Genomic DNA, 26,120 nt, shown 5'->3' with positions numbered 1-26,120 from the left:
CGTGATCCGTACCCATGACGCCGGCAGCCTGCGCGCGACGGACGCCGGCACCACGGTGACGCTCGCCGGGTGGGTGGCCCGCCGGCGCGACCACGGCGGTGTCATCTTCGTCGATCTGCGTGACGGTTCCGGCGTGGTGCAGGTCGTCTTCCGCGAGGAGGACGCGCACGCCCTGCGCAACGAGTTCTGCGTCAAGGTCACCGGCGAGGTGACCCGCCGCCCCGAGGGCAACGAGAACCCGGACCTCGCGACCGGTGAGGTCGAGGTGACCGCCGTCGAGCTGGAGGTGCTGTCCGAGGCGGCTCCGCTGCCGCTGCCGGTCGACGACCAGGTGGAGGCCGGTGACGACGTCCGGCTCCGCTACCGCTACCTGGACCTGCGCCGCAGCGGCCCGGCGAAGGCGATGCGGCTGCGCTCGCGGGCGAACCAGATCGCCCGGACCGTGCTGCACGAGCGGGACTTCCTGGAGATCGAGACGCCGACGCTCACCCGCTCCACGCCCGAGGGCGCCCGCGACTTCCTGGTGCCGGTGCGGCTCCAGCCGGGCACCTGGTACGCGCTGCCCCAGTCCCCGCAGCTGTTCAAGCAGCTGCTCATGGTCGGTGGCATGGAGCGGTACTACCAGATCGCCCGCTGTTACCGCGACGAGGACTTCCGCGCCGACCGGCAGCCGGAGTTCACCCAGCTCGACATCGAGATGTCGTTCGTCACCGAGGACGACGTGATCGACCTCGGCGAGGCGATCGTCTCCGCGCTGTGGAAGGAGCTGGCCGGCCACGAGATCGCCCGCCCGATCCCGCGGATCACCTGGCACGACGCGATGGCCCGGTACGGCTCCGACAAGCCGGACCTCCGCTACGGCGTCGAGCTGACCGAGCTGACCGACTACCTGCGGGGCACGCAGTTCCGGGTCTTCGCCGGCGCGATCGACGCGGGCGGCTACGTCGGCGCGGTGGTCATGCCGGGCGGCGCGAGCCAGACCCGCAAGGAGCTGGACGGCTGGCAGGACTGGGCCAAGGCGCGCGGCGCGAAGGGCCTCGCGTACGTGGTGCTGGACGCCGAGACGGGCGAGGCCCGCGGTCCGGTGGCGAAGAACCTGTCCGAGGAGCACCTGGCCGGTCTGGCCGACGTGGTCGGCGCCAAGCCCGGTGACGCGATCTTCTTCGCCGCCAGCGGCAACACCCGCGAGGCGCAGGAGCTGCTCGGCGCCGCCCGCATCGAGATCGCCAAGCGGGCCAACCTGGTCGACGAGAGCGCCTGGGCGTTCTGCTGGGTGGTCGACGCGCCGATGTTCGAGCGCACCGACGAGGGCGGCTGGACGGCCGTGCACCACCCCTTCACCTCGCCGAACGCGGAGTGGGTGGACCGCTTCGAGGAGGCGCCGGACCGGGCCCTGGCGTACGCGTACGACATCGTCTGCAACGGCAACGAGATCGGCGGCGGCTCGATCCGTATCCACCGGGGCGACGTGCAGCGGCGGGTGTTCGACCTGCTCGGCATCACTCCCGAGGAGGCGCAGGACAAGTTCGGCTTCCTGCTGGAGGCGTTCAAGTACGGCCCGCCCCCGCACGGCGGCATCGCGTTCGGCTGGGACCGGGTCTGCATGCTGCTCTCCGGCGCCGACTCGATCCGCGAGGTCATCGCCTTCCCGAAGACGCGCGGCGGCTTCGACCCGCTGACCGGCGCCCCGACGCCGATCACGGTGCAGCAGCGCGCCGAGGCCGGCATCGACGCCAAGCCGAAGCCCCAGGCGGCGCCGCACACCGGCACCGCCGGCCCCGCCGCCCCGGTCGCCGATCCAACCTGACCCGCCCTCGCTTCGTCGATCATGAGGTTGGCGGCGATGTCGATCGCTGAAACTGCCGCTAACCTCATGATCAACGGGTGCGGGTGGGAGGAGTGGGTGCGGGATGACGCTGCTCGTGGTGGGGGCGAGCGGGTTTCTCGGTGGCGAGGTGTGCAGGCAGGCGGTGGCGGCCGGCTGGCGGGTGGTGGGGACGTACCACGCCGGCTCCGTCGCGGTGGCGGGCGTCGAGGCGCGTCGGCTGGATGTCACTGACCGGTCCGCCGTGCGCGGGCTCCTCGCCGAGGTACGACCCGACGCCGTCATCGGCACCCCCTACCGATACGACGACTGGGCGGTGACCGCCGACGGGGCTGCGCACGTCGCGTACGCGGCCGCCGAGGTCGGGGCGCGGCTGGTGCACCTGTCCAGTGACGCGGTGCACGCCGGGCGGCCGACTCCGTATCTCGACGACGAGCCGCCTATGCCCGTCTTCCCGTACGGCGCGGCCAAGGCGGCGGCCGAGACGGCGGTGCGGGCGATCGACCCCGGCGCGGTGCTGGTGCGGACCTCGCTGATCGTGGGGGAGGGGAGCAAGCAGATCCAGCTCTGCCTCGATGCCCTGGCCGGCCGGGCCGTGCTGTTCACCGACGAGCTCCGCTGCCCGGTCGACGTCACCGACCTGGCCGGCGCTGTCCTGGAACTGGCGCGCTCCGACGTAGCCGGCCCGCTGAACATCGCCGGACCGGAGGCGGTCAGCCGCGCGGAGATGGGCCGGCTGGTCGCCGCGAAGATCGGCCTGGACTCGGCAGGCCTGAAGACCACCACCAGCGCCGAGTCCGGGCTGCGCCGCCCCACCGAGGTACGCCTCGACTCCACCCGGGCGGCCGGCCTGCTCCGCACGCGCCTGCGCGGCATCACCGAACTCCTCGCCTCCTGAGCTCATCCGGCGATCCCGGGCACCTCCTACCGGCCACCGGAGTATGCACAATCTCTATGCATGGGACTTGTGCATAGAGATTGTGCACAAGTATTGTGCAAGCATGGCGAAGGACGAAAAGCCGCCGGCACGGCGCCAGGTCTGGCTCGATCACCGGCAGGTCCGCGTGCTCGCCCACCCCCTGCGGACCCGCCTGCTGGGCGCGCTCCGGGTCGGCGGACCGGCCACCGCGACGCGGCTGGCGGAGAGCCTCGGCACCAACACCGGCGCGACCAGCTACCACCTGCGACAGTTGGCCGACGTCGGCCTCGTCGCCGAGGCACCCGAGCTGGGCAGCGGACGGCAGCGCTGGTGGCGTGCCGCCCACGACGTCACCAGCTGGGAGCCCAGCGACTTCGACGACGACCCCGACGCGCGGGCGGCGATCGAATGGATCCAGGGGGAGCAGGTCCGCCACCTCGTCGAGGTGGCCGAGCGGTGGTTCGCCGTCCAGCACGAGTGGTCGCCGGCGTGGCGGGACGCGTTCGGCATGGACGACATCTTCATGGCCCTCACGCCGGATCGGCTGGAGGCGTTGCAGCGGGAGGTCTACCAGCTGTTGAGGCGCTACCACGACGAGGCCGACCCGGCGGCGCCGGACGCCCGGACCGTGCAGATCGTCCTCGCCGCGTACCCGCTGCTGGAGGGGAAGCGATGAGCGCCCTGTCCGTCCGCCAGGTCCGCGTCCGTTTCCTCGTCCTGCACGGGCTGCGGTGGCTGCCGGTCGGGCTGATGATCCCCGTGCTGATCCTGCTCATGCAGGAGCGCGGCCTCACCCTCACCCAGATCGGCCTGGCCGCCGCGGCCCAGGGGATCATCGTGCTGATCCTGGAGCTGCCCACCGCCGGCCTCGCCGACGCGCTGGGCCGCCGGCCGGTGCTGGTGATCGCCTCGGTGGTGAACCTCGCCTCGGGAGCACTGCTCGTCGTGGCGGACACGTTCGCCCTGCTGGTCGCCGTCTGGGCACTACAGGGCGTGTTCCGGGCCCTGGACAGCGGCCCGCTCGAGTCCTGGTACGTCGACTCGACGCTGGCCGCCGACCCGGACGCCGCGTACGAGAAGGGCCTGGGCCAGGGCGGCACCGTGCTCGGCGTGGCGATCGCCGCCGGGGCCCTGCTCAGCGGCGGCCTGGTCGCGCTCGGCCCGGTCGGACCGGTCACCGCCCTCACCACGCCGGCCCTGGTGGCCGTGGCGTTGCAGGTCGTCGCGCTGGTCGCCCTGCTGGCCCTGCTGCGGGAGCCCCGCCCCGCCGCCGGCGGGGGAGCGCTGCGCGCGTCGGTCGCCCGGGCGCCCCGGATGATCGGCGAGGCGGTCGGGCTGCTGCGCCGGTCCCGGGTGCTGCTCGCCCTGGTGGCGGTCGAGCTGTTCTGGGGCTTCGGGATGATCACCTTCGAGAGCCTGCTGCCGGTCCGCCTCGCCGAGGTGGTCGGGGACGCCGACGCCGCGGCCGCCCTGCTCGGCCCGGTCAGCACGGTGGCCTGGCTCGCCTCGGCCGGTGGCGCCGCCCTCACCCCGCTGCTCACGCGCTGGCTGGGCGCCGCGCCGGCCGCCGCCCTGCTGCGCGTCGTGCAGGGCGCGACGGTCGCCGCGATGGGCCTGCTCGCCGGCCCGGTGGGCGTGCTGGTCGCGTACGTCGTCTGCTACGCGGTGCACGGCGCGTCGAACCCGCTGCACATGGGCCTGGTGCACCGGCAGGTCGACGGGCCGTACCGGACCAGCGTCGTCTCGCTGAACTCGATGGTCGCCATGCCCGCCGCCGCCCTCGGCGGGGTGGTGCTCGGCCTGGTCGCCGACCGGGCCGGGGTGAGCGCCGCGATGGTGGTCGGCGCGGTGGTGCTGGCCGTCGCCGCGCCGCTCTACCTGCCCGCCTGGCGGGCGGCCCGCCGGAGTGGATCCGAGCCGCGACCCGCCGGCCCGCTCGACCGGGCACCGACCGACGGCACGCCGTCCGATGCCGTGCCGTCCGCCGCCGTGCCGGCTGACGTCCTGCCAGCCGCCGCGGTGCCGGTGCCGCGCGACCCGGTGCCCGCCGGGGGCGCCGATGCTCCCGCGCCGCCGCGCTGACGAGGGGGCCCCTCCGCCGCGGACGGCGTGGCGAGGAGCCCTACGCGTGGTCCTGCGGCGCACACCGTCCCGGCGCGCCCCGGACCACCCGTCCGGTCACGCGAGGTGGACCGAGCTGCGGGCAAGGGCGCCGGTGTAGCCGAGCCGGCGGTACAGGCGGATCGCCGCGACGTTGTCGGTGTAGACGCCGAGCGCCACCGTGTCGTGCCGGCTGAACAGGGCCCGCGTCATGCCGGCGGTGAGTGCGGCGCCGAGGCCCCGGCCCCGCCGGTCCGGTGCGACCGTCAGGCCGGCGAGGAAGCCGATGTCGCCCCGGCTCCGGTCGGCCCCGCAGGCGACGATCCGGTCGCCGTCGCGGATGCCGTACCAGGTGACGATCCTCGGGTCGCCCGGGCGCGACGTGGTGGACGGGAACGACTCGTCGATCATCGCCGCCAGGGCCGGGTGGTCGGCCTCGGTGAGGCGTACCACCCGCTCCTCGTCGGGCTGCCGCGGCGGGGGAGCGGCCGTCCAGAGGAAGTCCCACTCGTCGTGCCGCGCCACCGCGAGCCGGCCGGCGAGCAGGTCCGGATCGAGCCGCGGCAGGTGCAGCCACTGGCCGGGCGCGAGCGTCCCCTCGGCGACAAGACCGGCGAAGACCTCGACCGCCGGCCCGGGCGCGCCGACCGCGCCCGCCGGCCCCGGCCCGGACGGCAGCAGCCAGCCGACCGTGCCCTCGCGCCGCCAGCCGCGCGGCATGCCGTCGCGCCACAGCGCGTGCCGGACGTACGGGTGGTGTTCGGCGGCCGCGAGGATGGCGTCCCGTCCGGCCAGGGCCTCGTCCGCGATGATCATGACCTCAGCCTAGCCCGGGGCCGGGCGGCGCGGCGGCGCCCTGGCGGCCGCGGGGGCGGTGTCGACACGGGCGACGCGGCGTCGATCCAGGGTGGAGATTGGCGGGCGGACCGATTGGGTACATCCGGGCCGACCTACTGGGACCCCCCTCACCGGAGGAACGCCATGCTCGCCATTCTCGCGGCGATCGTTTTCGGGTTCGCCCTGCTCCTCGATCTGCTGAACACCAACTTCGGCGCGCCGGACCTGTTCAACTGGAACACCCTCGTGCTCATCGGGCTGCTGCTGCTCTCCCTGTACCTGGCCGGGGTCGGCCGCGGGCCGGGCGGTGGCGGCGGTCGCTGGTACCGCGGCCGGCGCCCAGGCCGGGGCTGACCGGATCCGATCACCGGAGGCCCGGTCGGCGGCGCTGATTCCGGCGTCACCGGCCGGGCCCGGTACTGTTCCCGTGATGGAGTCCGACGCCCTCTTCTCCCTCGGAGGCCCCGCCGCCGCGCCCGCCGCGCCCGCGGGCCCCACCGGCGTGGACGGCTTCACTCCGGCCGGGGAGGATTCACCCCTGGCCGTCCGGATGCGGCCGACCAGCCTCGACGAGCTGGTCGGTCAGGATCACCTCCTCGCGCCCGGCGCCCCGCTGCGGCAGCTCGTCTCCGGCGCCGCCCCGATGTCGGTCATCCTCTGGGGGCCCCCGGGCAGCGGCAAGACCACCATCGCGCACCTCGTGGCCCGCGCGACCGACCGCCGCTTCGTCGCCATGTCGGCGCTGAACGCCGGGGTCAAGGACGTCCGCGCCGTCATCGAGACCGCCCGCCGGCAGCGCCGCGCCGGCGGCCCGCAGACCGTGCTCTTCATCGACGAGGTGCACCGCTTCAGCAAGACCCAGCAGGATTCGCTCCTCGCCGCGGTTGAGGACCGGACCGTCACGCTGCTGGCCGCGACCACCGAGAATCCGTACTTCTCGGTCATCTCGCCACTGCTCTCGCGGTGCGTGCTGCTCACCCTCCAGCCGCTCGACGACGCCGCGGTGCGTGGTCTGCTCCGCCGGGCGGTCGCCGACGAGCGCGGCCTGCGCGGCGCGCTCACCCTCGACCCCGACGCCGAGGACCACCTCGTTCGGCTCGCCGCCGGGGACGTCCGCAAGGCCCTGACCGCGCTGGAGGCGGCCGCCGCCTCCGCCACCGCCGTCGGCGCCGACCGCATCGACCTCGGCACGGCCGAGCAGGCGGTGGACACCGCAGCCGTGCGCTACGACCGGGCCGGCGACGCCCACTACGACGTGACCAGCGCGTTCATCAAGAGCATGCGCGGTTCCGACGTGGACGCGGCCCTGCACTGGCTGGCCCGGATGCTGGTCGCCGGTGAGGATGCCCGGTTCATCGCCCGGCGTCTGGTGATCTTCGCCAGCGAGGACGTCGGGATGGCCGATCCGGGCGCGCTCGGCGTGGCCACCGCCGCCGCGCACGCGGTCGAGTACGTGGGCCTGCCCGAGGCCCAGCTCAACCTCGCCCAGGCCGTGATCCACCTGGCCACCGCGCCCAAGTCCAACTCGGCGACCACCGCGCTCGGGGCGGCCCTCGCCGACGTCCGGGCCGGCCGCGGCGGGCCGGTGCCGCGCGGGCTGCGCGACGCGCACTACGCCGGCGCCAAGGGCCTCGGTCACGGCGCCGGCTACCGCTACCCCCACGACGACCAGCGCGGCGTGGTCACCCAGCAGTACGTGCCCGACGACCTCGTCGGAGCCGACTACTACCGACCCAGCCAGCACGGTGCCGAGCGGGCCGTGGCCGAGCGGCTGCCGCTGCTGCGCCGGATCGTCCGCGGGCTGCCCGCACCGGCCGCGCGCCCAGCGGTGGCGGCGACCGTCGGCGAGACGGTAGGCAACGGCCGTCGACCCGGGGGGTCGGGCGACGGCGGGGCGCACGAGGGCGGCACCGACGCCGTCGAGGAGGGTCACCAGTGAAGTCGCGTGGGGCGGAGCGACCCGAGGACGGCGCCGACGAGCGGCGCCCCAAGGGTCGCCGCTGGGGGCGGGGCAAGGCCGAGGCCGAGCCGGAGCAGCCGATCAGCGGCGAGGAGTTCGGCTGGATCGACGACCTGCGTACGGCGAAGGCGCAGCAGACGGACCTGGGCCCGGAGGGCGGGCCGGCCCGCCCCGCGACGCCGCCGGACCCGTCCGGTCCCGACGGGACCCCGCGCGGTCCGGCCGCGCCGCCTCCGCCGCGCCGCGGCGAGGCGGAGCCACCGCGACCGGGCGCGGGTCCGTGGCCCGGCTCGCCCGAGCCCGCTGGCCCGGCGCGTCGGGGTGACACCCCTCCGCCCGGCGCCCGTCCGGTCCCGCCCGGCAGTCCGGCGGGACGCCGGCCAGCCGGATGGACGCAGGGCGGGCCCGAGGGGCCGGACCGCGCCCGACCGGCCTCCGGGTCGGGGGCACCGGCCGCCCCCGCACCACGGTCCCAGCCGGCGACGCCGGCCGGTCCGCCCGGACCACCTCCGGCGGCCGGTCCGCGGCGCGGCGTGCCCGCCGGCGTCCCGTCCGGCCCGCACGCCCAGCCCGGCCCACGCCGGGACGTGCCCGCCGATCCGCCTTCCGGCGTCGCGCCCGGTCCGCACGCCCAGCCCGGCCAGCCGGCCCAGCCCAGCCCGCGCCCGTCCCGGTCCGCCGGCCGCGGCGGTGCGGCCGATCCGCAGGGGCCGGGCCCGCAGGCGGGTCCACCCGGTTCCCGGGGCGTCCCGGCGGGCCCGCACGCCGGGCCGGCCAGCCCGGCCGGCCCCCACGTGCCCGCGCCCGCCGGTCCGCCGCCCGGCCGGCGTCCGGACGCCCGTGGCGCCGGGGGCGACCCGTACCGCTCCGGTGACCTGACCGGCTCCGCCGCCCGGGCCCGGGTGCCCCAGCCCGGCCCGGCGGCGCCGCCCGCCGCCGGCGGTGAATCCCGTCCCGGGTCGAGCGACCCGTACCGTTCCGGTGACCTGACCGGGTCCGCCGCTCGGGCCCGGGCGGCCCGACCCGGCGCGGCGGCGTCGCCCGCCGCCGACCCGGAGTCCGGATCCGGCCCCGCCCGCCGTGGGCCGGAGAACCCCGGCAGCCCGCCGGGAGTTGCCCCGGGCCTCGGCCGGCAGGCGGGCGAGGTGTCCGGGGACGTGGCCGATGCCGCCGCCAGCGGCCGGCCGGTGAATCGCCCGCCGCTGGCCGATCCCGGCCGCCGCCCGGCCGCCGGTGCCGACGAATCGGTCGTGCCGCGCAGCGGCAACGCTCTGCCGCTACCGGGCCTCGCGCCGCCCGCCGGCCGGCGGGCGGCCGCGGAGGAACCGAGCCGGTCGGCCCACGGCCCGCTACGGAACGCGCCGGCCGAGGCCGGCGAGCCCGGCACCACGCCGGGGCGCCGCGGCGCCCCGGACGGCGGCCTGCCGCCCGGTGGCCGGCGTGCCGAGACGGACGGCGCCGACGGCGCTCCGCGGGGCCGCCGTGCGGCGCCGGACCAGACCGAGGGTGCTCCGCGCGGTCGCCGTGCGGCGCCGGACCAGACCGAGGGCGCTCCGCGCGGTCGCCGTGCGGCGCCGGACCAGACTGACGGCGCTCCGCGCGGTCGCCGTGCGGCGCCGGACCAGACCGATGGCGCTCCGCGCGGTCGCCGTGCGGCGCCGGACCAGACCGAGGGTGCTCCGCACGGCCGGCGTGCGGCGCCGGACCAGACCGAGGGTGCTGCGCCGCGTGGCCGGCGGGCCGCGCCCGAGGGCGCTGACACCCCGCCGCGCGGCCGGCGAGCCGCGCCGGACGACGGCACCCCGGGTGCCCCGCGGCCCGCGGGCGCCGCCGCGCCCATCCCTGGTCGGCGCGGCGCCGCCGACGGCGACGAGCGGCCGGCCACGGAGGGCCGGCGCAACCGGCCGGAGCGCCCGGCCGACTGGCTCCGGCAGGCCGGTCGTACCCCGCACCACACCGACCCCGCACTGCGGACCATCAACCGTCGGGCGACCCCACCCGGCTCGCCGGTTGCCCCGCAGAGCGGCCCGACGGCCGGGCGCGCGCCCGCCGACGGGCCCCGCCCGGGCCTCGAGCCGCCTCGGGAGGGTACGGACGCCGGCCGGGCCCCGACCGGTCGTGCCCGCCCGACCGGCGGTGCCCCCAGCGGGCCGGTCACCGGCCGGGGTGCCGCCCGACCGGCCGCTCCGGCACCCGGACCGGTGACGCCTGACCTGCCGCACCAACCCGCAGCCGGGGCGCCCGACCGCCCCGGTCAGGGTGGCGCGGGCGACCTGCGTACCGCCGGGGGGGACGCCCGCCCGGCCGGCCCGCGCCGACCGGACGGCCCGCCGCACGGCGGCGCACGTCCCGACACCGGACCGGTCCGCGGTGCCGCGACCCCGCCGCGCCCCGGCGCGGCGAACCCACCCGCCGGGCCTGCCGCCGGCGGCCCGACGCCGCCCGGCGTCGCCCGTCCCGGCGGCGCGCGCGGCGCCGCGGCCCCGCCCGGCGCCGTTCGTCCCGGCGCCGCGCCGGCCGGCCCGACACCGCCCGGCACGGCCCGTCCCGCTGCCGGACCGCCCGGTGCTCGGGGCGGCGCCCCCGTCCCCGGCCGGCCGCCCGTCGACGAGGGCCGGCCGGAGCCGACATCCGGTGGCCCGCGCCCGCCGGCCGGTGTGGCCCGACCCGCCGGGCCCCGGCCCGGCCCCGAGGACCGGTCGTACGGCCGAGCCCTGCCGCCGCAACGGGAGCCCGGTCGGCCGGAGCCCTCCGGCGTGTCGCCCGTGCGACCGGCCGAGCCGGCGCTCGCCCGCGCGGCCGTCGTACCGCCGGTGGCCGCGGCCGCCGTGCCGCCGCCGGACGGCCCGCCGCTGCGGCGGCCCACCGAGCCGGACGCCGACGACGCGACGAACTCGGGCGGGCTGAGCGGCGCCCGGTCGGAGCTGCGCCGGCAGATGCGCGAGCGGCGGCGGCTGCGGATGGGCGTCCTCGCGCTGGTCAGCATCGTGCTGCTCGGCGCCGTGCCGCTCTTCTTCGGTCTCCGGACCCTGAGCCGCGACCCGGCGTTCGACACGCTCGACCAGTTGGACGTCCCGAGCTGGGCGGCGGTGGAGACGGTCGACGACGTGAGCGGCAGTCGCTGGTGCCTGCTCGACTGCCGGCTGCGGGAGCGCACCGTGGAGTCCGAGAAGTCACCGGAGGAGACCGCGCAGGCGTACGAGGCGGCCCTGGCGAAGGACGGCTGGCAGCCGTGGAAGGTGACGCGCTGCCCGGAGCAGCCGGCGAAGGGCAGCTACACCTGCTGGCGCCGGGACGAGTTGACCCTCGACCTGTGGGTGCGCGAGCCGACCTGCGTGCCGCCGCCGGTGGACGGGGAACCGGCGGTCGTTCCGTCGCCCGATCCGTCGGCCGCAGCGGAGGAGTGCGCCGGCTCGTTGGTGTCGATGAAGGTCCGCAACGCGATCGACGACGACCGTACGCGGCCGCAGCCGAGCACCGACCCGTCGCTGACCGGTGAGGATCCCTTCCCGACGCTGTCCGAGGACCCGCTCGGTGAATTGACACCCTCACCGTCCTGAGCCGGTTTCCATCACGGACGGTAGGGTCTGGGGCTGGCAGGCCCGCCTGCTCCCGTTGATCCGTCTCCGGGCGCGCGGCGTGGTTGTGGGTACGACGGTCGCGCGCTCCGGGACGCCCGGCGCCGCGGATTCGGCTTGAGGAGGACAGGCGTGGACTTTGGAGAGGTCGCGGCGCTGATCGCGGCGATCGCGTTCGCGATGCTGGTGTTGATCCTGATGCTGCCCATCCTGCGGCTGCGGCACACCGTGGACGCCGCCACCCGGATGATCAACGACCTCAACGACCGCACCGCCCCGCTGCTCGGCGACGTCAACACCACGGTGAAGAACGTCAACACCGCGCTGGAGCAGGTGCAGACCTCGCTGGACGGCGTCAACCTCCAGCTCGCGAAGGTCGACACCATGACCAGCCACGCGCAGAACGTCACCGCCAACATCGCCAACCTCGCCACCGTCGTCTCCGCCGCCGCCGCCAACCCGCTGGTCAAGGTCGCCGCCTTCGGCTACGGCGTCCGCCGGGCCGCCTCCGCGCGGCGGCACGCCGAGACCGAGCGTGAGGTCCGCGACACCATCAAGCAGCAGCGGCGGGCGGCCCGGCGCGGCAACCGCTGACCCGGGCCGGTGGCGAGCAGGAGGATGAGAGCATGAGGCGGTTGTTCTGGCTCGGTATCGGCCTGGCCGTCGGCGTGGTGGTGGTCCGCAAGGCCACCCGGACCGCGCAGGCCTACACGCCGGCCGGGATCGCGAGCGGGCTGTCGGAATCCGCTGGCAGCCTGGTGGAGTCGCTGCGTAGCTTCGTGGAGGACGTCCGGATCGGGATGGCCGAGAGGGAGCAGGAGATCCACGAGGCCTTCGCCCGCGGCGAGGCGTTCGACGACCAGTTCGCCGACCTGCGGGAGGACCCGCGCATCGGCGATCGAGAGATTTTCCCGGAGGAACACGAGCGATGAAGACGGCGGAGATCAAGCGGCGGTACCTCGCGCACTTCGAGGCGAATGGCCACACCGTGGTGCCGTCCGCTCCGCTGCCCGCCATCAGCGACCCGAACCTGCTGTTCGTCAACGCCGGCATGGTGCAGTTCGTCCCCTACTTCCTGGGCCAGCAGACCCCGCCGTACCGGCGGGCGGTCAGCGTGCAGAAGTGCATCCGTACGCCGGACATCGACGAGGTCGGCAAGACCAGCCGGCACGGCACGTTCTTCCAGATGAACGGCAACTTCTCCTTCGGGGACTACTTCAAGGACGGGGCGATCCCGTTCGCCTGGGACCTGGCGACCAAGTCGGTCGACGCCGGTGGGTACGGGCTGGACCCCGACCGGATCTGGCCCACGGTCTACCTGGACGACGACGAGGCGTTCGAGATCTGGCGGTCGGTCGGCGTGCCGGCCGCGCGGATCGTGCGCCGCGGCAAGGCGGACAACTTCTGGTCGATGGGCATCCCCGGCCCCTGCGGCCCGTGCTCCGAGCTGTTCTACGACCGCGGGCCGGAGTATGGCCGCGAGGGCGGCCCGGCGGTCGACGAGGACCGCTACATGGAGTTCTGGAACCTCGTCTTCATGCAGTACGAGCGGGGTCCGGGCACCGGCAAGGAGGACTACCCGATCCTCGGGGATCTGCCGGCGAAGAACATCGACACCGGCATGGGCCTGGAGCGGATGGCGTCGATCCTCCAGGGCGTCGACAACCTGTACGAGATCGACGAGGTCCGGCCGATCCTGGACAAGGCCGCCGAGCTGACCGGCAAGCGGTACGGCGTCCACTCCGGGCACGTCGCCAGCGAGTCGCACCCGGACGACGTGCGGCTGCGGGTCGTCGCCGACCACGTCCGCACCGCGCTGATGCTGATCGGCGACGGCGTGACCCCGAGCAACGAGGGGCGCGGGTACGTGCTGCGCCGCATCATGCGCCGCGCGATCCGCGCGGTCCGGCTGCTCGGCTGGCAGGAGCGGGCGCTGCCCGAGCTGCTGCCGGTCGCCCGGGACTGCATGGCGCCGTCGTACCCGGAGCTGGCCGCCGACTTCGACCGGATCGCGGATTACGCGTACGCGGAGGAGGAGGCGTTCCTCTCCACGCTGCGGGCCGGCACCACGATCCTGGAGACCGCGATCACGGAGACCCGCACCGCGGGCGGCGCGGCGATCAGCGGCGAGAAGGCCTTCCAGCTGCACGACACGTACGGCTTCCCGATCGACCTCACGCTGGAGATCGCGGCGGAGCAGGGCCTGCAGGTCGACGCCGAGGGCTTCCGCCGGCTGATGGCCGACCAGCGGGCCCGGGCGAAGGCCGATGCCCAGGCGCGCAAGACGGGGCACACCGACCTGTCGTCGTACCGGGCGGTGCTCGACGAGGGCGGGCCGGTCACGTTCACCGGCTACCACGAGGTCGCCCGGGAGTCGCGGGTGCGGGCGGTCCTCGGTGCCGACGGTCCGCGCGGAGCGGCGGTCGAGGGGGACACGGTCGAGCTGGTGCTCGACGCGACCCCGTTCTACGCCGAGGGCGGTGGGCAGCAGCCCGACCTGGGCAGGATCACGGTGGACGGCGGGCAGGTCGAGGTCCTCGACGTGCAGCAGCCGGTGCCCGGTCTGATCGTGCACCGGGCCCGGGTGATCCGGGGTGAGGTGCGCGCCGGCGAGACCGGCTTCGCCGAGATCGACACGAGCCGCCGCCGGGCGATCTCCCGGTCGCACACCGCGACCCACCTGGTCCACCAGACCATGCGCAACTTCCTCGGTGAGTCGGCCACCCAGGCCGGTTCGCTGAACGCGCCGGGCCGGCTGCGGTTCGACTTCAACACGCCGACCGGGGTGGCGCCGAGCGTGCTGCGCGACGTCGAGCAGCAGGTCAACGAGGTGCTGCTGGCGGACCTGGAGGTGCACGCGTTCGTCACCTCGCTGGAGGAGGCGCGGCGCATCGGCGCGATGGCGCTGTTCGGTGAGAAGTACGGCGAGCAGGTGCGGGTCGTCGAGGTCGGCGACTACGCCCGGGAGCTGTGCGGTGGCACCCACGTCGCCCGCTCCGGCCAGCTCGGCGTGGTGAAGATCCTGTCCGAGTCGTCCATCGGGTCCGGTGTCCGCCGGGTCGAGGCGCTGGTCGGGATGGACGCGTTCAACTTCCTCGCCCGTGAGCACCTGCTGGTCTCCCGGCTGGCCGAGCTGTACCGGGTGCCCAGCGAGCAGGTCGCCGACCGGGTCGAGCAGACGGTCACCCAGCTGCGCGACGCGGAGAAGGAGTTGGAGAAGCTGCGGGCCCAGCTGGTGCTGGGCGGGGCGGCGGCGCTCGCGGCGCAGGCGAAGGACGTGCGTGGTGTCGCGTACGTCGGCACTGAGGCCCCGGAGGGCGCGGCCGGCAACGACGTGCGGACGCTCGCCCAGGAGATCCGCGGCAAGATCGATCCGGCGCGGCCGGCGGTGGTCGCGGTGGCCGCCCGGGCAAACGGCAAGGCGTCGCTGGTGGTGGCGGTCAATCCCGCCGCCCGCGGCCGCGGCCTGTCGGCGGCCGACCTGGTCAAGGCGGCCTTCTCCGGCCGTGGCGGGGGCAGCGCCGACCTGGCCCAGGGCGGCGGCCTGCCGGCGGCGGAGGCGCCCAACCTGCTCCGCACCGTCGAGAAGGCCATCGCCGAGGCGTGATGTTCCTTTCGGGCACGGCCAGGGCGGACCAGCCGGTCCGCCCTGGCCCGTCTGTGTGGGTGGTGACCGTCGGTGACTGAGCTCTCTCGGGGAGTCCGGCTCGGCGTGGACGTCGGGCAGGTCCGGGTGGGGGTGGCCCGGTCGGACCCGCACGGTGTGCTGGCCACCCCGCTGGTCACGCTGGCCCGTGACCTCACGGCGTCTCCCGACGCGGTCCCGAGTGACATTGCCGAGCTGGCTGCGCTGGTCGCGGAGCACGAGGCGGTCGAGGTTGTCGTCGGTCTTCCGGTCACCCTCGCGGGAAAGCAGGGCCCGGCCGCTGTCCACGCGAAGGCGTACGCTGGCCGTCTGGCCGATGTAATAGCGCCCGTCCCGGTAGCGCTCACCGACGAGAGGATGTCCACCGTCGTGGCTTCTCGTAGGCTTGCGGAGCGTGGTGTCCGGGGACGACGACAACGCGCGGTGGTCGACCAGGCCGCCGCGGTGGAGATTCTGCAGAGCTGGCTGGACGCGCAGCGGAGGCGGACAGGATGATCGACGATCTGGATCTCGGGTTCGATGAGCAGGAACAGGGGGAGAAGGGCCGGCACCGGCGCGGCTACGTGCGCAAGCGCAAGAACGGCTCGGGCGGCGGGCGCGGTAAGACCGTCCTGGCCCTGCTGTTGGCCCTCGTCCTGCTCGGTGGCATCGGCGGCGGCGCCTTCTACGGCTTCGACCGGATCCAGAGCTACTTCGTCACTCCGGACTACGAGGGCAGCGGCACCGGCGAGGTGACCGTCGAGATCAAGCAGGGTGCCCTGATCGCCGACATGGCGGTGGCGCTCTACGACGCGGGGGTCGTCAAGAGCACCAAGGCGTTCATCGAGGCGGCGGAGGAGAACTCGCGCAGCACGAACATCCAGCCGGGCCTGTACAAGCTGCGCAAGCAGATGAGCGGCGTGAGCGCCGTCACGGCGATGCTCGACCCGAAGAACCGCGTCGTGAACGGGATCACCGTCCCGGAGGGGCGCACCGCCAAGAAGGTCTACGAGCTGCTCTCCGAGAAGACCAAGATCCCGGTCAAGGAGTTCGAGGCGGCGGCGAAGGACCCGATCGCGCTCGGCGTACCGGACTGGTGGTTCAACCGCGGCGACGGCAAGAAGGCGGCGAAGTCGGTCGAGGGTTTCCTCTACCCGGACACGTACGAGATCCCGCCGAAGGCGACCGCCGAGTCGATCCTCAAGCTGATGGTGGAGAACTTCGTCGCCGTCACCGGTGAGCTCCAGTTCGCCGACAAGGTGCAGAAGGGCCTGGGTGGGGTCAGCCCGTACGAGGCGCTGATCGTGGCGTCGCTCGCGCAGGCGGAGGCCGGCAACAAGGACGACCTCGGCAAGGTCTCCCGGGTCGCCTACAACCGGGTGTACAAGGGCAACTTCCCGTGCGGCTGCCTGGAGATGGACGTCACGGTCAACTACTACCTGGAGCTGACCGGGCAGCGGACCAAGGCCTCCAAGGACATGACCGCGGCCGAGCTGGACAACCCGAAGAACCCGTACAACCGCAAGCTGCGGGGCATGGTCCCCGGCCCGATCAACAACCCGGGCAAGGACGCGCTGGCCGGAGCGATGAACCCGCCCAAGGGCAACTGGCTCTTCTTCGTCGCCATCGACGACGAGGGGCACTCCGCGTTCGCCGAGACGTACGCCGAGCACCAGCGCAACGAGGCCAAGGCGCGGGAGGCCGGGATCATCTGATGGCGGTCGCGCGGCGGGCGGCGGTGGTCGGCAAGCCGATCGCGCACTCCCTCTCCCCGGTGATCCACAACGCCGGCTACGCGGCGGCCGGCCTGGCCGGCTGGTCGTACACCCGGTTCGAGTGCGCGGAGTCGGAGCTGCCGGCCCTGGTCGCCGGACTGGGCCCGGAGTGGGCCGGCCTGTCGGTGACCATGCCCGGGAAGGAGGCGGCGCTCGCGGTGGCGGCGGCCGCGTCGCCCGTCGCGACCGCCGTCGGCGCCGCCAACACGCTGGTACGGCGTCCGGACGGCACCTGGTACGCGGACAACACGGACGTGGCCGGCATGGTCGAGGTGCTGGCCGACGCCGGCGTACGGCCGGACGCCACCGTGACGGTGCTCGGCGCCGGCGGCACCGCGCGGGCGGCGGTCGCCGCGGCGGCGCAGTTGCGTGCGCGGGCGGTGACCGTGGTGGCCCGGCGCGCCGAGGCGATCGACGACCTGCGGCCGGTGGCCGGGGCGGTCGGCGTGCCGCTCGTCGGCGCGTCGTGGGCCCAGGCCGTCGAGCACGCCGCCGCCGACGTGGTGATCTCCACCGTGCCGAAGGGGGTCGCCGATCCGCTGGCGGGCACGGTGGCCTGGCATCCGGCGACCGTGCTCTTCGACGCCCTCTACGACCCGTGGCCGACGCCTCTGGCGGCCGCCGCGCACGCGGCGGGCTGCCGGATCGTCTCCGGCCTCGACCTGCTGCTGGCCCAGGCGGTCGGGCAGTTCGAGCAGTTCACCGGCGTGCCCGCACCCCGTGCGGCGATGGCCGCCGCCCTGGCGGCGGCGCGTGGCGACTGACCTCCCAGGCAGGAGGGCACCGTCCGCTGTGGGCGTACGCGGAATACTTAGGCGACGGTTAAGACGCGCTTAGGTCCCGCTGTCGTCCCCACGTCGTGTCGCGGCCATCGCTACGCTGCCGAGAGTAAGCGCAGCAGACACAGGGAGTTTTGTTGGGCAGGCGCGGAGTGCACCGACTCACCCGGCACCACGGCCCGCGGCGCAAGGCGGCGCTGGTCGGCGTGGCCGCCGCGACGGTGGTCGGCGGGCTGGTGGCCGGCGTGATGCCGCTGCTCGCGGCCGACGACCTGTCCGTGCGGGCGGTGGCCGACACGACCGCCACCACGGTGTCTCAGGACGGCGACAACGGCGCCAAGACGACCCTCGCCACCTGCCCGGTCCGCTGCGACGCCAACCCGCGCGGCATGCGTGAGGCGGTCCTCCAGTTCGCGGTGACCGCCCTGCCGGCGAACGCCGTCAACATCCGGGCCACGCTGCGGGTGCACGCCTGGCAGGAGTTCGACGCGACGGTGACCGCCCACGCCTCCACGGTGGACGCCCGGCTGGGGCGGCCCGCGCCGGCGCCGGTGGGCGCCGCCCTCGACAGCGTCGCGGGGGTCGAGCCCGGCTTCAACGAGTGGGACGTGTCGAAGCTGGTGACCGGCAACGGCACGGTCACGGTGTCGCTGGCCCAGGCCGGGCTGGAGACCCGGGTCTACTGGGCGTCGTCGGAGAACCGCAACCCCGACCTGCGTCCCCGCCTGGTCCTCCGCTACGACGTCGGCAGCCGCCCGACACCGGCGCCGAGCAGCGCCGCGCCCTGGCCGAGCCGCACGACGGTCCCGACCACCCCGCCCGCGCCCCCGCCGTCCCCGAGCGCCAGCCCGAGCCGTCCGGCGCCGAGCCCGACCCTGACGCCGTCGCCGCGCCCCGGCGGCTGCGGGCAGGTCTCGTCGAAGCTGGTGCCCTCCTGCGGCGCCTGGTGGGGCATGTACTCACCGACGGACCCCGCCACGTGGGACCACGGCCGGGCCATCACCGACGTGGAGGCGCAGGTCGGGCGGAAGTTCGACATCGTGCACCGCTACCACGACTTCTCGAACACCGGCAGCAACGGGGCCTTCCCCGACGCGTACGAGCAGCAGCAGATGCGCGAGGGCCGGCTGATGTTCTTCGCCTGGGAGTCCCGCGTCTTCTCCTCCGGCGCGGTGCTGACCTGGAAGGACGTCTACAGCGGCCGGCACGACGCGACCATCGACGCGGTCGCCGGCCGGATCCGGGCCACCGGCGTGCCGGTGTTCATGGGCTTCGACCACGAGCCGGAGGACGAGCCGGCCAAGGGCAGCGACGCCGACTTCGTGCGCGCGTGGCGGCACGTCCACGACCGGTTCGCCGCCGCCGGGGCCCACAACGCGGTCTGGGTGTGGACGATGATGGGCTGGTCGGGCCACTACAGCCGGTACCCGGGGCTGTACCCGGGCGACCGCTACGTGGACTGGGTCGCCTGGGACCCGTACAACTTCCACGTCTGCAACGGCAGCACCGTCTGGAAGACCCCGGCGACCACCGTCGGCAGCTTCTACCGCTGGCTCGACCAGAACGGCATCGGCGCCGGCAAACCGCGGATGCTCGCGGAGTTCGGGACCAACGTCAACTCGACCGACCCGGACGCCAAGCGGCGCTGGTTCGAGGAGTTCCCCGCCGCGCTCAAGGCGCACCCGAAGATCAAGGCGACGATCTACTTCAACTCCGCCGGCATGACCACCCGGACGCGCACCTGCGACATGACCATGAACCATGACGCGTCCGCCCTCGCGGGATTCGCCCGCGCCGGACGGGACGGCTACCTGCGCCAACCGACCGGAGCGAACTGACCACGCGACGCGATGGGATGGCGGACGGAGAGTCGGACATCCGACCCGGTACGCTCGCCGTCGTCGCGTGGGGTGCCTGACCGCCCAATCGGCGGATATCGCCAACCAGGGTCGGCGAGGCACGCTACGCGGGTTCTCATCCAGCTTGGAGGCGCAGCGTGCCCGAAGTCTCGCTCTCTCGGCGATCTGCCGGATTCCGCATCCGCGCGGCCGCGATCGGTCTGGTGACCGTCGCCGCCGTGGTGGCCGTCCCGTCGGCGGCGTCCGCCGCCGTGGTGCCGGCTCCCGAGACGCAGACCCTGGTGTCGACCAACCCGGCCGACGCCACCCCGCACGCCCGCGACGGCGAGACCCGCGCGTTCGCGCAGGTCGGCTCCATGGTGTACGTCGGTGGCAGCTTCACCCAGATCCGGCAGAACGCGAGCGCGGCCTGGACGACCCGCAGCTACCTGTTCGCGTACGACCGGACCACCGGCACGATCTCGACGACCTTCCTGCCGGTGCTCGACGGGCCGGTCAACTCGCTGATCGCCGGCCCGAACGGCACGCTGATCGTGGGCGGCGGCTTCAAGATTGTCAACGGCGTGTCCCGGAAGAACCTGGTGGCGCTCAACCCGACCATCGGGGCGATCGTCGACAGCTGGGTCGGGCGCTCCGACGGCGGCATGATCCGTGACATGGTGCTGCACGACAACTGGCTGTACCTGGCCGGTGCGTTCAACTGGATCAACGGCACCGCGCACTCCGGGCTCGCCCGGCTCAACGCCACCACCGGCGCGATCGACTCCGGCTTCAACGTCAACACCTCCGTCGGGCGACACAGCACCAGCCCGTACGCGTGGACGATCGACGTCACCCCGGACGGGAACACACTGGTCGTCGGCGGCAACTTCATGTATGTCAACGGCCAGTCGCGCAACCAGATGGCGCTGGTCAACCTCTCCGGCACGCCGTCCGTGATCGACTGGAGCACCGAGAAGTTCGTCCCGGCGTGCGCGGCCCCGGCGACCTTCGTGCACTACGTACAGGACGTGAAGTTCGGCGGTGACGGTAGCTGGTTCGTCGTCGGCACGAACGGCGGCGCGGGGTGGCCGGCCGCGTACTGCGACGCGCTCGTGCGGTTCGAGACCGCCGCGCGGGGCGGCGGTCAGCTCGGCACCTGGGTCGACTACACCGGCAACGACACGATCACCTCCGTCGAGGTCGCGGACAACGTCATCTATCTCGGTGGACACTTCCGCTGGCTGAACAACCCGAACGCCCACGACGCCGCCGGTCCCGGCGCGATCGACCGGCTCGGCATCGCCGCCGTCACCCCCGCCACCGGCATGCCCGTGGCCTGGAACCCCGGCCGTCGGGGCAGCTCCTCCATGCCGGCCGGCACCAGCTCGTGGGGCTCGCAGGTGCCGGTGCTCTGGCGGGGCAGCGACGGCCTCTACTTCGGGCACAACTCCGACGGGATGGGCGGGGAGTACCACGGCCGGCTCGGCGTGTTCCCGCTCTCCGGCGGCCGCACCGTCACCCCGAAGACCGCACCGACCGCCAGCACCGGCAACCTCTACCTCGGCACCGGCGAGGGTACGGTGGCCAAGGTGCCGTTCGACGGCACGACCATCGGCACCCCGACCACGGTCAGCCAGCCGAACTACACCGGTGCCGGGGCGACCTGGCGGGTGAGCGACCGGATCTACTGGGCGCACACGGTCGCCGGGACGCCCACCGGCAGCCGGATCGACATCTCGATGTTCAACGGCACCACGATCGGTGCGCCGTGGGAGTCCTCCGGCTACAACGACTGGTTCAACGCGGCGAACATGACCGGCGCGTTCTTCCTCAACGGCCGGCTCTACTACACCCGCAGCGGTGCCAGCGGTCTCTACTACCGGTACTTCGAGACCGACGGGAACTACCTCGGCGGCACCGAGTTCACCCTGCCCACCACCGGCGTCACCTGGTCGGCGGTGCGGGGGATGGCCTGGGTCGGCGGCAAGATCGTGTACGGGAGCACGGACGGGACGCTGCGCAGCGTGCCCTTCGACCCCACGGCGAGCCCGGCGGTCGACGGCGCGGGCACCACGGTGATCGCGCCGGCCAGCGCCCAGCTGACCTGGTCCAGCCCGCGGACGTTCTTCTCCGTGCAGTGACCGTCACCTGCTCGTGACGGGCGATCGGTAGATTGTTCACGTCGGGCCGGCGGCGGATCCCCTGTCGCCGGCCTGCAACGTCGGGAGGGACCGTCCGCGGTATCCGGCGCCCGCGACGTTCCCCTGCGGAGAGACGACAACAGACGGTGAAGCTCCATGACTGATGCACCTCCCGGTTCCTGGTCCGCCGACGCGTCCGGGGGCGCGGGCGCGCCGGCCCGTACGGTCACCCTGACCGACCTGCTGCGGGTCCCGTTACACCGGATCCGGCTGGTGGCGGCAGTCGCCGCGGTCGGCTTGGTCGCCGCTCTCGGGTACGTCTTCCTCGTCCCCGGTGCGGTCACCGCGAACGCCGTGGTGGCGGTCCGTCCCGTCGTCACCGACGCCTTCACGCCCAGCGGCGCCGCCGCCGACCGCGCGGTGAACATGAACGTGGAGAGCGGCATCGCCACCGGCACCGACGTGGTGCAGCGGCTCGCCGAGGCCAACGCGGCGGACCCGCGGGACGTCCGGGACGCCCTCGACGTGGAGGTGCCCACCGGCGGGCAGATCCTGCGCTTCTCCTACACCGGCCGCTCGGCGGAAGAGGCGGTTCGCAGCGTCAACCTCGCCGCCCAGGCCTACCTCGATGTGCGCCGTTCGATGTACGAGAAGCAACGCGAGGAGATGCTGCGCTCGTACGACGAGAGCATCGACAAGGTCGCCGAGCAGCAGACGGCGCTGCAACGGCGAGTGGCCAGCGCCAGCGAGGGCGCCCGCGACGCCGCGGTCGCCGAGCTCGCCGGTGTCAACAGCCAGCTGACGCAGTTGAGCTCGGCGCGTACCGAGATCGCGGCGGTGGACGTCAACCCGGGTTGGGTCACCCAGAGCGCCGAGCGCGCCCTGGTCTCCTCCGGCGGGCGGGGTCCGCTCTACATCCTGGCCGGTCTGCTCGGCGGCGTCCTGCTCGGTGTGGTGCTGGCGTACGGCTGGGAGTCGGTGGACCGGCGCATCCGGTCGGTGGACGACGGCCGGGACGCCACCGGCCTTCCCCTGCTCGGCACGGTCCGTAGCCGTGGCCTGCGAGGCTCCCGGCACGCGGTGGACGCCGACATCCGGTACGTGGCGATGGCGATCGCCGAGCGGGTGCGCGAACCGGCCCGGGTGGCGCTGCTGACCACCCGGGAGGACCAGACCGTGATGACCGCCGGGCTGGCGGTGGCGTTGGCCGCGACCGGGCGGGACGTCTACGTCGCCGACGACACTGGCCGCCTGGACCGGCTGCGCGCGGAGGTGTTGGCAGGGCTGGGGCGACTCCCGGCGGCCGCCAACCCGGCCCGGCCCGCCGTCCCCAAGCCCCGCGAGGGCGGGGCGGTCACGGTCGACGACATCACCCAGCAGATCTCCGTCCGGCGGCCCTCTCCGCACCCGACGGGCGGCCGCCCCGTGACCGACCCGGACGCCACGATGACCCTGCCCCGGGTGACCTCCGGCGTGCCGGTCAGCGGGAAGAGCAGGGTCCGGGAGACCGCCGACGAGGTGCCCGTGGGGGCCGGCGGCGTACGGTTCGGCACCTGGCGGCAGCGCGCCGCCCAGGGTCTGGTGCTGTTCAACGCGCCGCCGGCCGAGGCGGACGAGCGTGGTGTCGCGGCGGCCCGGCAGGGCACCGCCGTCGTGGTGATCGAGCAGGACCGCACCCGGCAGGCCGATCTCCGCCGGCTCGCGGAGCGGCTGCGCGCCGCCGGTGTCGCCCCATTGGGCTTCGTTCTGACCCGCGGCGGGCGGGGGTGACGGTGCCCACCCGGGCGCCGTCCGTCAGCGAGCCGGCGGGTGAGGGCCGGGCGGCGATCGGGCCGCCGCCTCCGCCGCCCCCGCCGCCACCCCGGTTGCCGGTCTGGCCGCTGGGGATGATGTTCGGTCTGGTGCCGGTCTGGTGGCTGGCCGGCGCCTTCTACCTGGGCTGGTCGCTCTTCGGCGCTGTGCTGCTGGCGCTGCTGCTCGTGCGGGGCCGGGTGCCGTTGCCGCCGGCCACCGGCATCTGGCTGCTCTTTCTGGCCCTGGTCATGGTCAGCGCCACCCAGTTGCCGGAGCCGGGCGCGCTGCTCACCTTTGGCCTGCGGGTGGGCTTCTACGTGACCGCCCTGGTGGTCGGGGTCTACGTGTACGTCGTGGCGCGGGAACGCGTCGACCTGGCCGCGGTGCTCGTGCCGCTCTGCCTGTTCTGGTTCGGCCTCGTCGTGCTGGGCTGGGTGAGCGTACTGGCGCCGACGCTCTCGCTGGCCACCCCCGTGGAGGTGCTGCTGCCCGCAGGGATCGCCGGCAACCCTTACACGCAGGACCTGGTGCACCTCACGACGGCGGAGTACAGCGCCCGGTCGCTCAACCCGATCTACCGGCCGGCAGCCCCCTTCCCGTACACCAACAACTACGGCAGCGCGTACGCGATGACCCTGCCCTGCGTGGTGGCGTACACCATGCTGCGTCGGCGCGGCGTGCTGCGGTGGGCGCTGCTGGTGTCGCTGCCGCTGTCGCTGGTGCCGGCGTTCCTCACCCTGAACCGCGTGATGTTCGCGAGCCTCGGCGCGGGTCTGCTCGTGCTCGGGTTGCGGGCGGCCCGGCGCGGCAACGTCCGGGTGGGTGCCTCCGTCGTCGGGGTCCTGCTCGTCGGCGCGCTCGTGACGCTGTTCATCCCGGTCGCCGAGCTGATCGGCAACCGGGTCGAGTCCAGCTCCACGAACGCCGACCGCTTCGCCCTCTACGCCGAGGTGATCCGCCGGATCAGTGATTCGCCGTGGCTGGGCTACGGCGCGCCGGCCAGCGTGGACACGGTCTCCTCCGGAGTGCCGGTCGGGACCCAGGGGCAGCTCTGGATGGTCCTGTTCAGCCATGGCGTACCGGCGCTGCTCTGCTTCCTGGCCTGGTTCGCGGTCGCCGCCGTGTTCTGTGCCCGTGCCCGCTCGGCGCCGGGGCAGTGGATGGCCGTGGTGCCGGTGGTGTGCGTGGTGCAGATCCCGTTCTACGGCATGGCCAGCCCGACCATCACCGTGGCCTTCTTCGCGATCGCTTTCGCGATGGCGCTGACCGAACGGGAGGTCGCCGTTCGACGTGCGTCTCCGTCCCGTCCTGCTCCCGGCCCGAAGGCGGTTCCTGCATGACCGTCACCCGCACCGAACGGGCCGTCGCGGATCCAGGCTCCGGGCCGCCCTCTGCGGACGGCGCGACGGAGATCCGGCGCGGCGCCCGAAGCGGAGCCGCCGCGCTCGCCGGCGCTGCCGTCAACGGTCTCTTCGGCTTCGTCCTGGCGGTGGTGATCACCCGCGGTTACGGCGCCACCGGCTCGGGTGCGTTCTTCGCCGCCGTCGGAGTGGTCACGGTCGTCGCCGCGGTGTGCACCCTCGGGGCGGAGACCGGCCTGGTGTGGATGCTGCCGCGGCGGCGTGCCGGCGCGCAGGGCGACGCCGCCCGGGTGCTGCCGGTGGCGCTGCTCCCGCCGCTGGCGGCCGCGCTCGCCGTCGCCGTCGCCGGTGTGTTCGCCGCCGATGCGCTTGCGCCCCGCCTGCTGGACGACCCGGGCGCCGACGGCGCCGCGCTGGTGGCGGTCAGCTTCGCGGCGGTGCCGGTGGTGGTCGCGATGACCCTGTTGTTCGGTGCACTCCGTTGCGTACGTCCGATCCGGGCGTACGTCGCGGTGCAGTCGGTCCTGCTGCCCGTGGCGCGGCCCGTGCTGGTCGTCACGGCGGTGCTGGCCGGCGGTGGCCTGTTGGCCGGCATGACCGGCTGGTTGGTGCCGGCGGCCGTCGCTCTGCTGGTGTCCCTGGCGCTGGTCGCCGCCCCGCTCGGCATCGGCCGTGGCGCCGGCCTGCGACCGGAGCGCGAGGACTGGTCGACATTCTGGCGCTTCGCGCTTCCCCGGGCCGCCTCAGTGGCGATCGACACCGGCGCCGTGTGGATAGTGGTTCTCCTCACCTCGGTGCTGGCCGGGCAGGCCGACGCCGGCGTGTTCGGCGCCGTCGGCCGCTACATCCTCGCCGGCCAGCTCGCCATGCACGGGCTGCGGGTAGCGGTGTCGCACCAACTGTCCCGGCTGCTCAGCCGGGGCGAGCGCGCGACGGCAGCCGCCGTGCACCGGCAGCTGACCGCGTGGGGGCTGGTGCTGTCCTGGCCGATCTACCTCCTGCTCGCCGTCTTCGGGCTGGCCTTCCTGCAGCTCTTCGGCCCTGACTTCACCGGCGGCGCCACCGCGATGACCGTCCTCGCGCTGGCCATGCTGGTCAACACCGGAGTCGGCAACGCGCAGAGCCTGCTGCTGATGGGTGGACGCAGCGGGCTGCACCTGGCCGCCACCGTGGCCGGGCTGTTCGTCACCGTCTCCCTCGGGCTGTGGCTGATCCCCATGTACGGGGTGACCGGTGCGGCACTGGGCTGGGCAGCCGGGATTGCCACCGAGAACCTGTCCGCCTTCGCCTGCGCCCGGATCGTCACCGGCCAGCCACTGGTCGACAAGTCGGTGCTACGTGCCGCTGCGGCGACGGTCGCCGGGGTGGGCGCCGCGGCGGCGATCGGGGTGCTGGTCGGTGGGCGCGGCATCCCCGGCCTGGCGGTGGCCGTCGGCGTGCTTGCCGCCGGCTGCGTCGCCTTGTTGACGGTGCCCCGGGTGCGACGAGGCATCCGGGCGACCATGGACCAGATACGGGGGCGGGCGGGGGCGACTCCGGACGCCGGTGAGCCCACCGGGCAGCAGGTGAAGGGCAGGTGAGGTCC

General features: G+C 74.4%; 19 protein-coding genes. 18 read left to right on the top strand and 1 reads right to left on the bottom strand.

Annotation, left to right across the window (positions count from 1 at the left end):
- Position 1 precedes the first annotated feature (1 nt).
- From aspS to ACTMS0_RS15935, 4 genes are all read left to right on the top strand, one after another.
- Complete coding sequence (aspS, locus tag ACTMS0_RS15950) at positions 2–1,807, top strand: aspartate--tRNA ligase (protein ID WP_441155970.1); 1,806 nt, start codon at positions 2–4, stop codon at positions 1,805–1,807.
- Between the two features lie 103 nt (positions 1,808–1,910).
- Complete coding sequence (locus ACTMS0_RS15945; protein ID WP_441155969.1) at positions 1,911–2,723, top strand: SDR family oxidoreductase; 813 nt, start codon at positions 1,911–1,913, stop codon at positions 2,721–2,723.
- 103 nt (positions 2,724–2,826) lie between these two features.
- The gene (locus ACTMS0_RS15940) at positions 2,827–3,420 is read left to right on the top strand and encodes a helix-turn-helix domain-containing protein (protein WP_441155968.1); all 594 of its coding nucleotides are present in this window, start codon (positions 2,827–2,829) and stop codon (positions 3,418–3,420) included.
- Positions 3,417–4,826, top strand: a complete 1,410-nt coding sequence (locus tag ACTMS0_RS15935) for an MFS transporter (protein ID WP_441155967.1) — start codon at positions 3,417–3,419, stop codon at positions 4,824–4,826. The genes ACTMS0_RS15940 and ACTMS0_RS15935 overlap by 4 nt, the downstream gene beginning before the upstream one ends.
- 96 nt (positions 4,827–4,922) lie before the next feature.
- Here ACTMS0_RS15935 and ACTMS0_RS15930 read toward each other — a convergent pair whose 3' ends face one another.
- A complete protein-coding gene (locus ACTMS0_RS15930; protein ID WP_441155966.1) occupies positions 4,923–5,660 on the bottom strand; it encodes a GNAT family N-acetyltransferase in 738 nt (245 codons plus the stop codon).
- Positions 5,661–5,825: 165 nt separating this feature from the next.
- On the opposite strand from ACTMS0_RS15930, the gene ACTMS0_RS15925 reads away from it, so the two are divergent.
- The 14 genes from ACTMS0_RS15925 to ACTMS0_RS15860 all read left to right on the top strand — a co-directional run bounded on the left by ACTMS0_RS15925 (position 5,826) and on the right by ACTMS0_RS15860 (position 26,115).
- Positions 5,826–6,035, top strand: coding sequence for a hypothetical protein (locus tag ACTMS0_RS15925; protein ID WP_441155965.1), 210 nt, complete (start codon positions 5,826–5,828; stop codon positions 6,033–6,035).
- Positions 6,036–6,111: 76 nt separating this feature from the next.
- Positions 6,112–7,620, top strand: coding sequence for a replication-associated recombination protein A (locus ACTMS0_RS15920; protein ID WP_441155964.1), 1,509 nt, complete (start codon positions 6,112–6,114; stop codon positions 7,618–7,620).
- Between the two features lie 2,957 nt (positions 7,621–10,577).
- Entirely contained in the window at positions 10,578–11,201 is a 624-nt protein-coding gene (locus tag ACTMS0_RS15915; RefSeq protein WP_441156209.1) for a hypothetical protein, read from the top strand.
- Positions 11,202–11,351: 150 nt separating this feature from the next.
- The gene (locus ACTMS0_RS15910; protein ID WP_441155963.1) at positions 11,352–11,813 is read left to right on the top strand and encodes a DUF948 domain-containing protein; all 462 of its coding nucleotides are present in this window, start codon (positions 11,352–11,354) and stop codon (positions 11,811–11,813) included.
- Between the two features lie 32 nt (positions 11,814–11,845).
- Positions 11,846–12,151 (top strand): hypothetical protein, encoded by a 306-nt coding sequence (locus tag ACTMS0_RS15905; protein ID WP_441155962.1) that lies wholly within the window; start codon positions 11,846–11,848, stop codon positions 12,149–12,151.
- Positions 12,148–14,826 carry an alanine--tRNA ligase gene (gene alaS, locus ACTMS0_RS15900; protein WP_441155961.1) on the top strand — a complete coding sequence of 893 codons (2,679 nt, stop codon included), beginning with the start codon at positions 12,148–12,150 and terminating at the stop codon, positions 14,824–14,826. The genes ACTMS0_RS15905 and alaS overlap by 4 nt, the downstream gene beginning before the upstream one ends.
- Positions 14,827–14,898: 72 nt before the next feature.
- Positions 14,899–15,360 carry a Holliday junction resolvase RuvX gene (gene ruvX / locus ACTMS0_RS15895; RefSeq protein WP_441155960.1) on the top strand — a complete coding sequence of 154 codons (462 nt, stop codon included), beginning with the start codon at positions 14,899–14,901 and terminating at the stop codon, positions 15,358–15,360.
- The gene (mltG, locus tag ACTMS0_RS15890; RefSeq protein WP_441155959.1) at positions 15,357–16,559 is read left to right on the top strand and encodes an endolytic transglycosylase MltG; all 1,203 of its coding nucleotides are present in this window, start codon (positions 15,357–15,359) and stop codon (positions 16,557–16,559) included. Before ruvX ends, mltG begins: the two co-directional genes overlap by 4 nt.
- The gene (locus ACTMS0_RS15885; protein WP_441155958.1) at positions 16,559–17,383 is read left to right on the top strand and encodes a shikimate dehydrogenase; all 825 of its coding nucleotides are present in this window, start codon (positions 16,559–16,561) and stop codon (positions 17,381–17,383) included. Before mltG ends, ACTMS0_RS15885 begins: the two co-directional genes overlap by 1 nt.
- Before the next feature lie 152 nt (positions 17,384–17,535).
- Positions 17,536–19,236 (top strand): CBM96 family carbohydrate-binding protein, encoded by a 1,701-nt coding sequence (locus ACTMS0_RS15880; protein ID WP_441155957.1) that lies wholly within the window; start codon positions 17,536–17,538, stop codon positions 19,234–19,236.
- Between the two features lie 215 nt (positions 19,237–19,451).
- Positions 19,452–21,380, top strand: a complete 1,929-nt coding sequence (locus ACTMS0_RS15875; RefSeq protein WP_441156208.1) for a hypothetical protein — start codon at positions 19,452–19,454, stop codon at positions 21,378–21,380.
- A gap of 156 nt (positions 21,381–21,536) precedes the next feature.
- Positions 21,537–23,150 carry a lipopolysaccharide biosynthesis protein gene (locus tag ACTMS0_RS15870; RefSeq protein WP_441155956.1) on the top strand — a complete coding sequence of 538 codons (1,614 nt, stop codon included), beginning with the start codon at positions 21,537–21,539 and terminating at the stop codon, positions 23,148–23,150.
- Positions 23,151–23,152: 2 nt separating this feature from the next.
- The gene (locus ACTMS0_RS15865; protein WP_441156207.1) at positions 23,153–24,514 is read left to right on the top strand and encodes an O-antigen ligase family protein; all 1,362 of its coding nucleotides are present in this window, start codon (positions 23,153–23,155) and stop codon (positions 24,512–24,514) included.
- The gene (locus ACTMS0_RS15860; RefSeq protein ID WP_441155955.1) at positions 24,511–26,115 is read left to right on the top strand and encodes a lipopolysaccharide biosynthesis protein; all 1,605 of its coding nucleotides are present in this window, start codon (positions 24,511–24,513) and stop codon (positions 26,113–26,115) included. Before ACTMS0_RS15865 ends, ACTMS0_RS15860 begins: the two co-directional genes overlap by 4 nt.
- The last annotated feature ends 5 nt before the right edge of the window (positions 26,116–26,120 follow it).

The sequence above is a fragment of the Micromonospora sp. H33 genome, assembly GCF_052068455.1.
Taxonomy (GTDB): domain Bacteria; phylum Actinomycetota; class Actinomycetes; order Mycobacteriales; family Micromonosporaceae; genus Micromonospora.
The sequence above is the reverse complement of the archived record's forward strand: the minus strand, read 5'-3'. Positions and strand labels throughout refer to the sequence as shown.

Coding starts and splice junctions, on each gene's coding strand:
- ACTMS0_RS15945 (WP_441155969.1), top strand. CDS start 1,911: ATGACGCTGCTCGTGGTGGGGGCGAGCGGGTTTCTCGGTGGCGAGGTG.
- ACTMS0_RS15940 (WP_441155968.1), top strand. CDS start 2,827: ATGGCGAAGGACGAAAAGCCGCCGGCACGGCGCCAGGTCTGGCTCGAT.
- ACTMS0_RS15935 (WP_441155967.1), top strand. CDS start 3,417: ATGAGCGCCCTGTCCGTCCGCCAGGTCCGCGTCCGTTTCCTCGTCCTG.
- ACTMS0_RS15930 (WP_441155966.1), bottom strand. CDS start 5,660: ATGATCATCGCGGACGAGGCCCTGGCCGGACGGGACGCCATCCTCGCG.
- ACTMS0_RS15925 (WP_441155965.1), top strand. CDS start 5,826: ATGCTCGCCATTCTCGCGGCGATCGTTTTCGGGTTCGCCCTGCTCCTC.
- ACTMS0_RS15920 (WP_441155964.1), top strand. CDS start 6,112: ATGGAGTCCGACGCCCTCTTCTCCCTCGGAGGCCCCGCCGCCGCGCCC.
- ACTMS0_RS15915 (WP_441156209.1), top strand. CDS start 10,578: ATGCGCGAGCGGCGGCGGCTGCGGATGGGCGTCCTCGCGCTGGTCAGC.
- ACTMS0_RS15905 (WP_441155962.1), top strand. CDS start 11,846: ATGAGGCGGTTGTTCTGGCTCGGTATCGGCCTGGCCGTCGGCGTGGTG.
- alaS (WP_441155961.1), top strand. CDS start 12,148: ATGAAGACGGCGGAGATCAAGCGGCGGTACCTCGCGCACTTCGAGGCG.
- mltG (WP_441155959.1), top strand. CDS start 15,357: ATGATCGACGATCTGGATCTCGGGTTCGATGAGCAGGAACAGGGGGAG.
- ACTMS0_RS15885 (WP_441155958.1), top strand. CDS start 16,559: ATGGCGGTCGCGCGGCGGGCGGCGGTGGTCGGCAAGCCGATCGCGCAC.
- ACTMS0_RS15870 (WP_441155956.1), top strand. CDS start 21,537: ATGACTGATGCACCTCCCGGTTCCTGGTCCGCCGACGCGTCCGGGGGC.
- ACTMS0_RS15860 (WP_441155955.1), top strand. CDS start 24,511: ATGACCGTCACCCGCACCGAACGGGCCGTCGCGGATCCAGGCTCCGGG.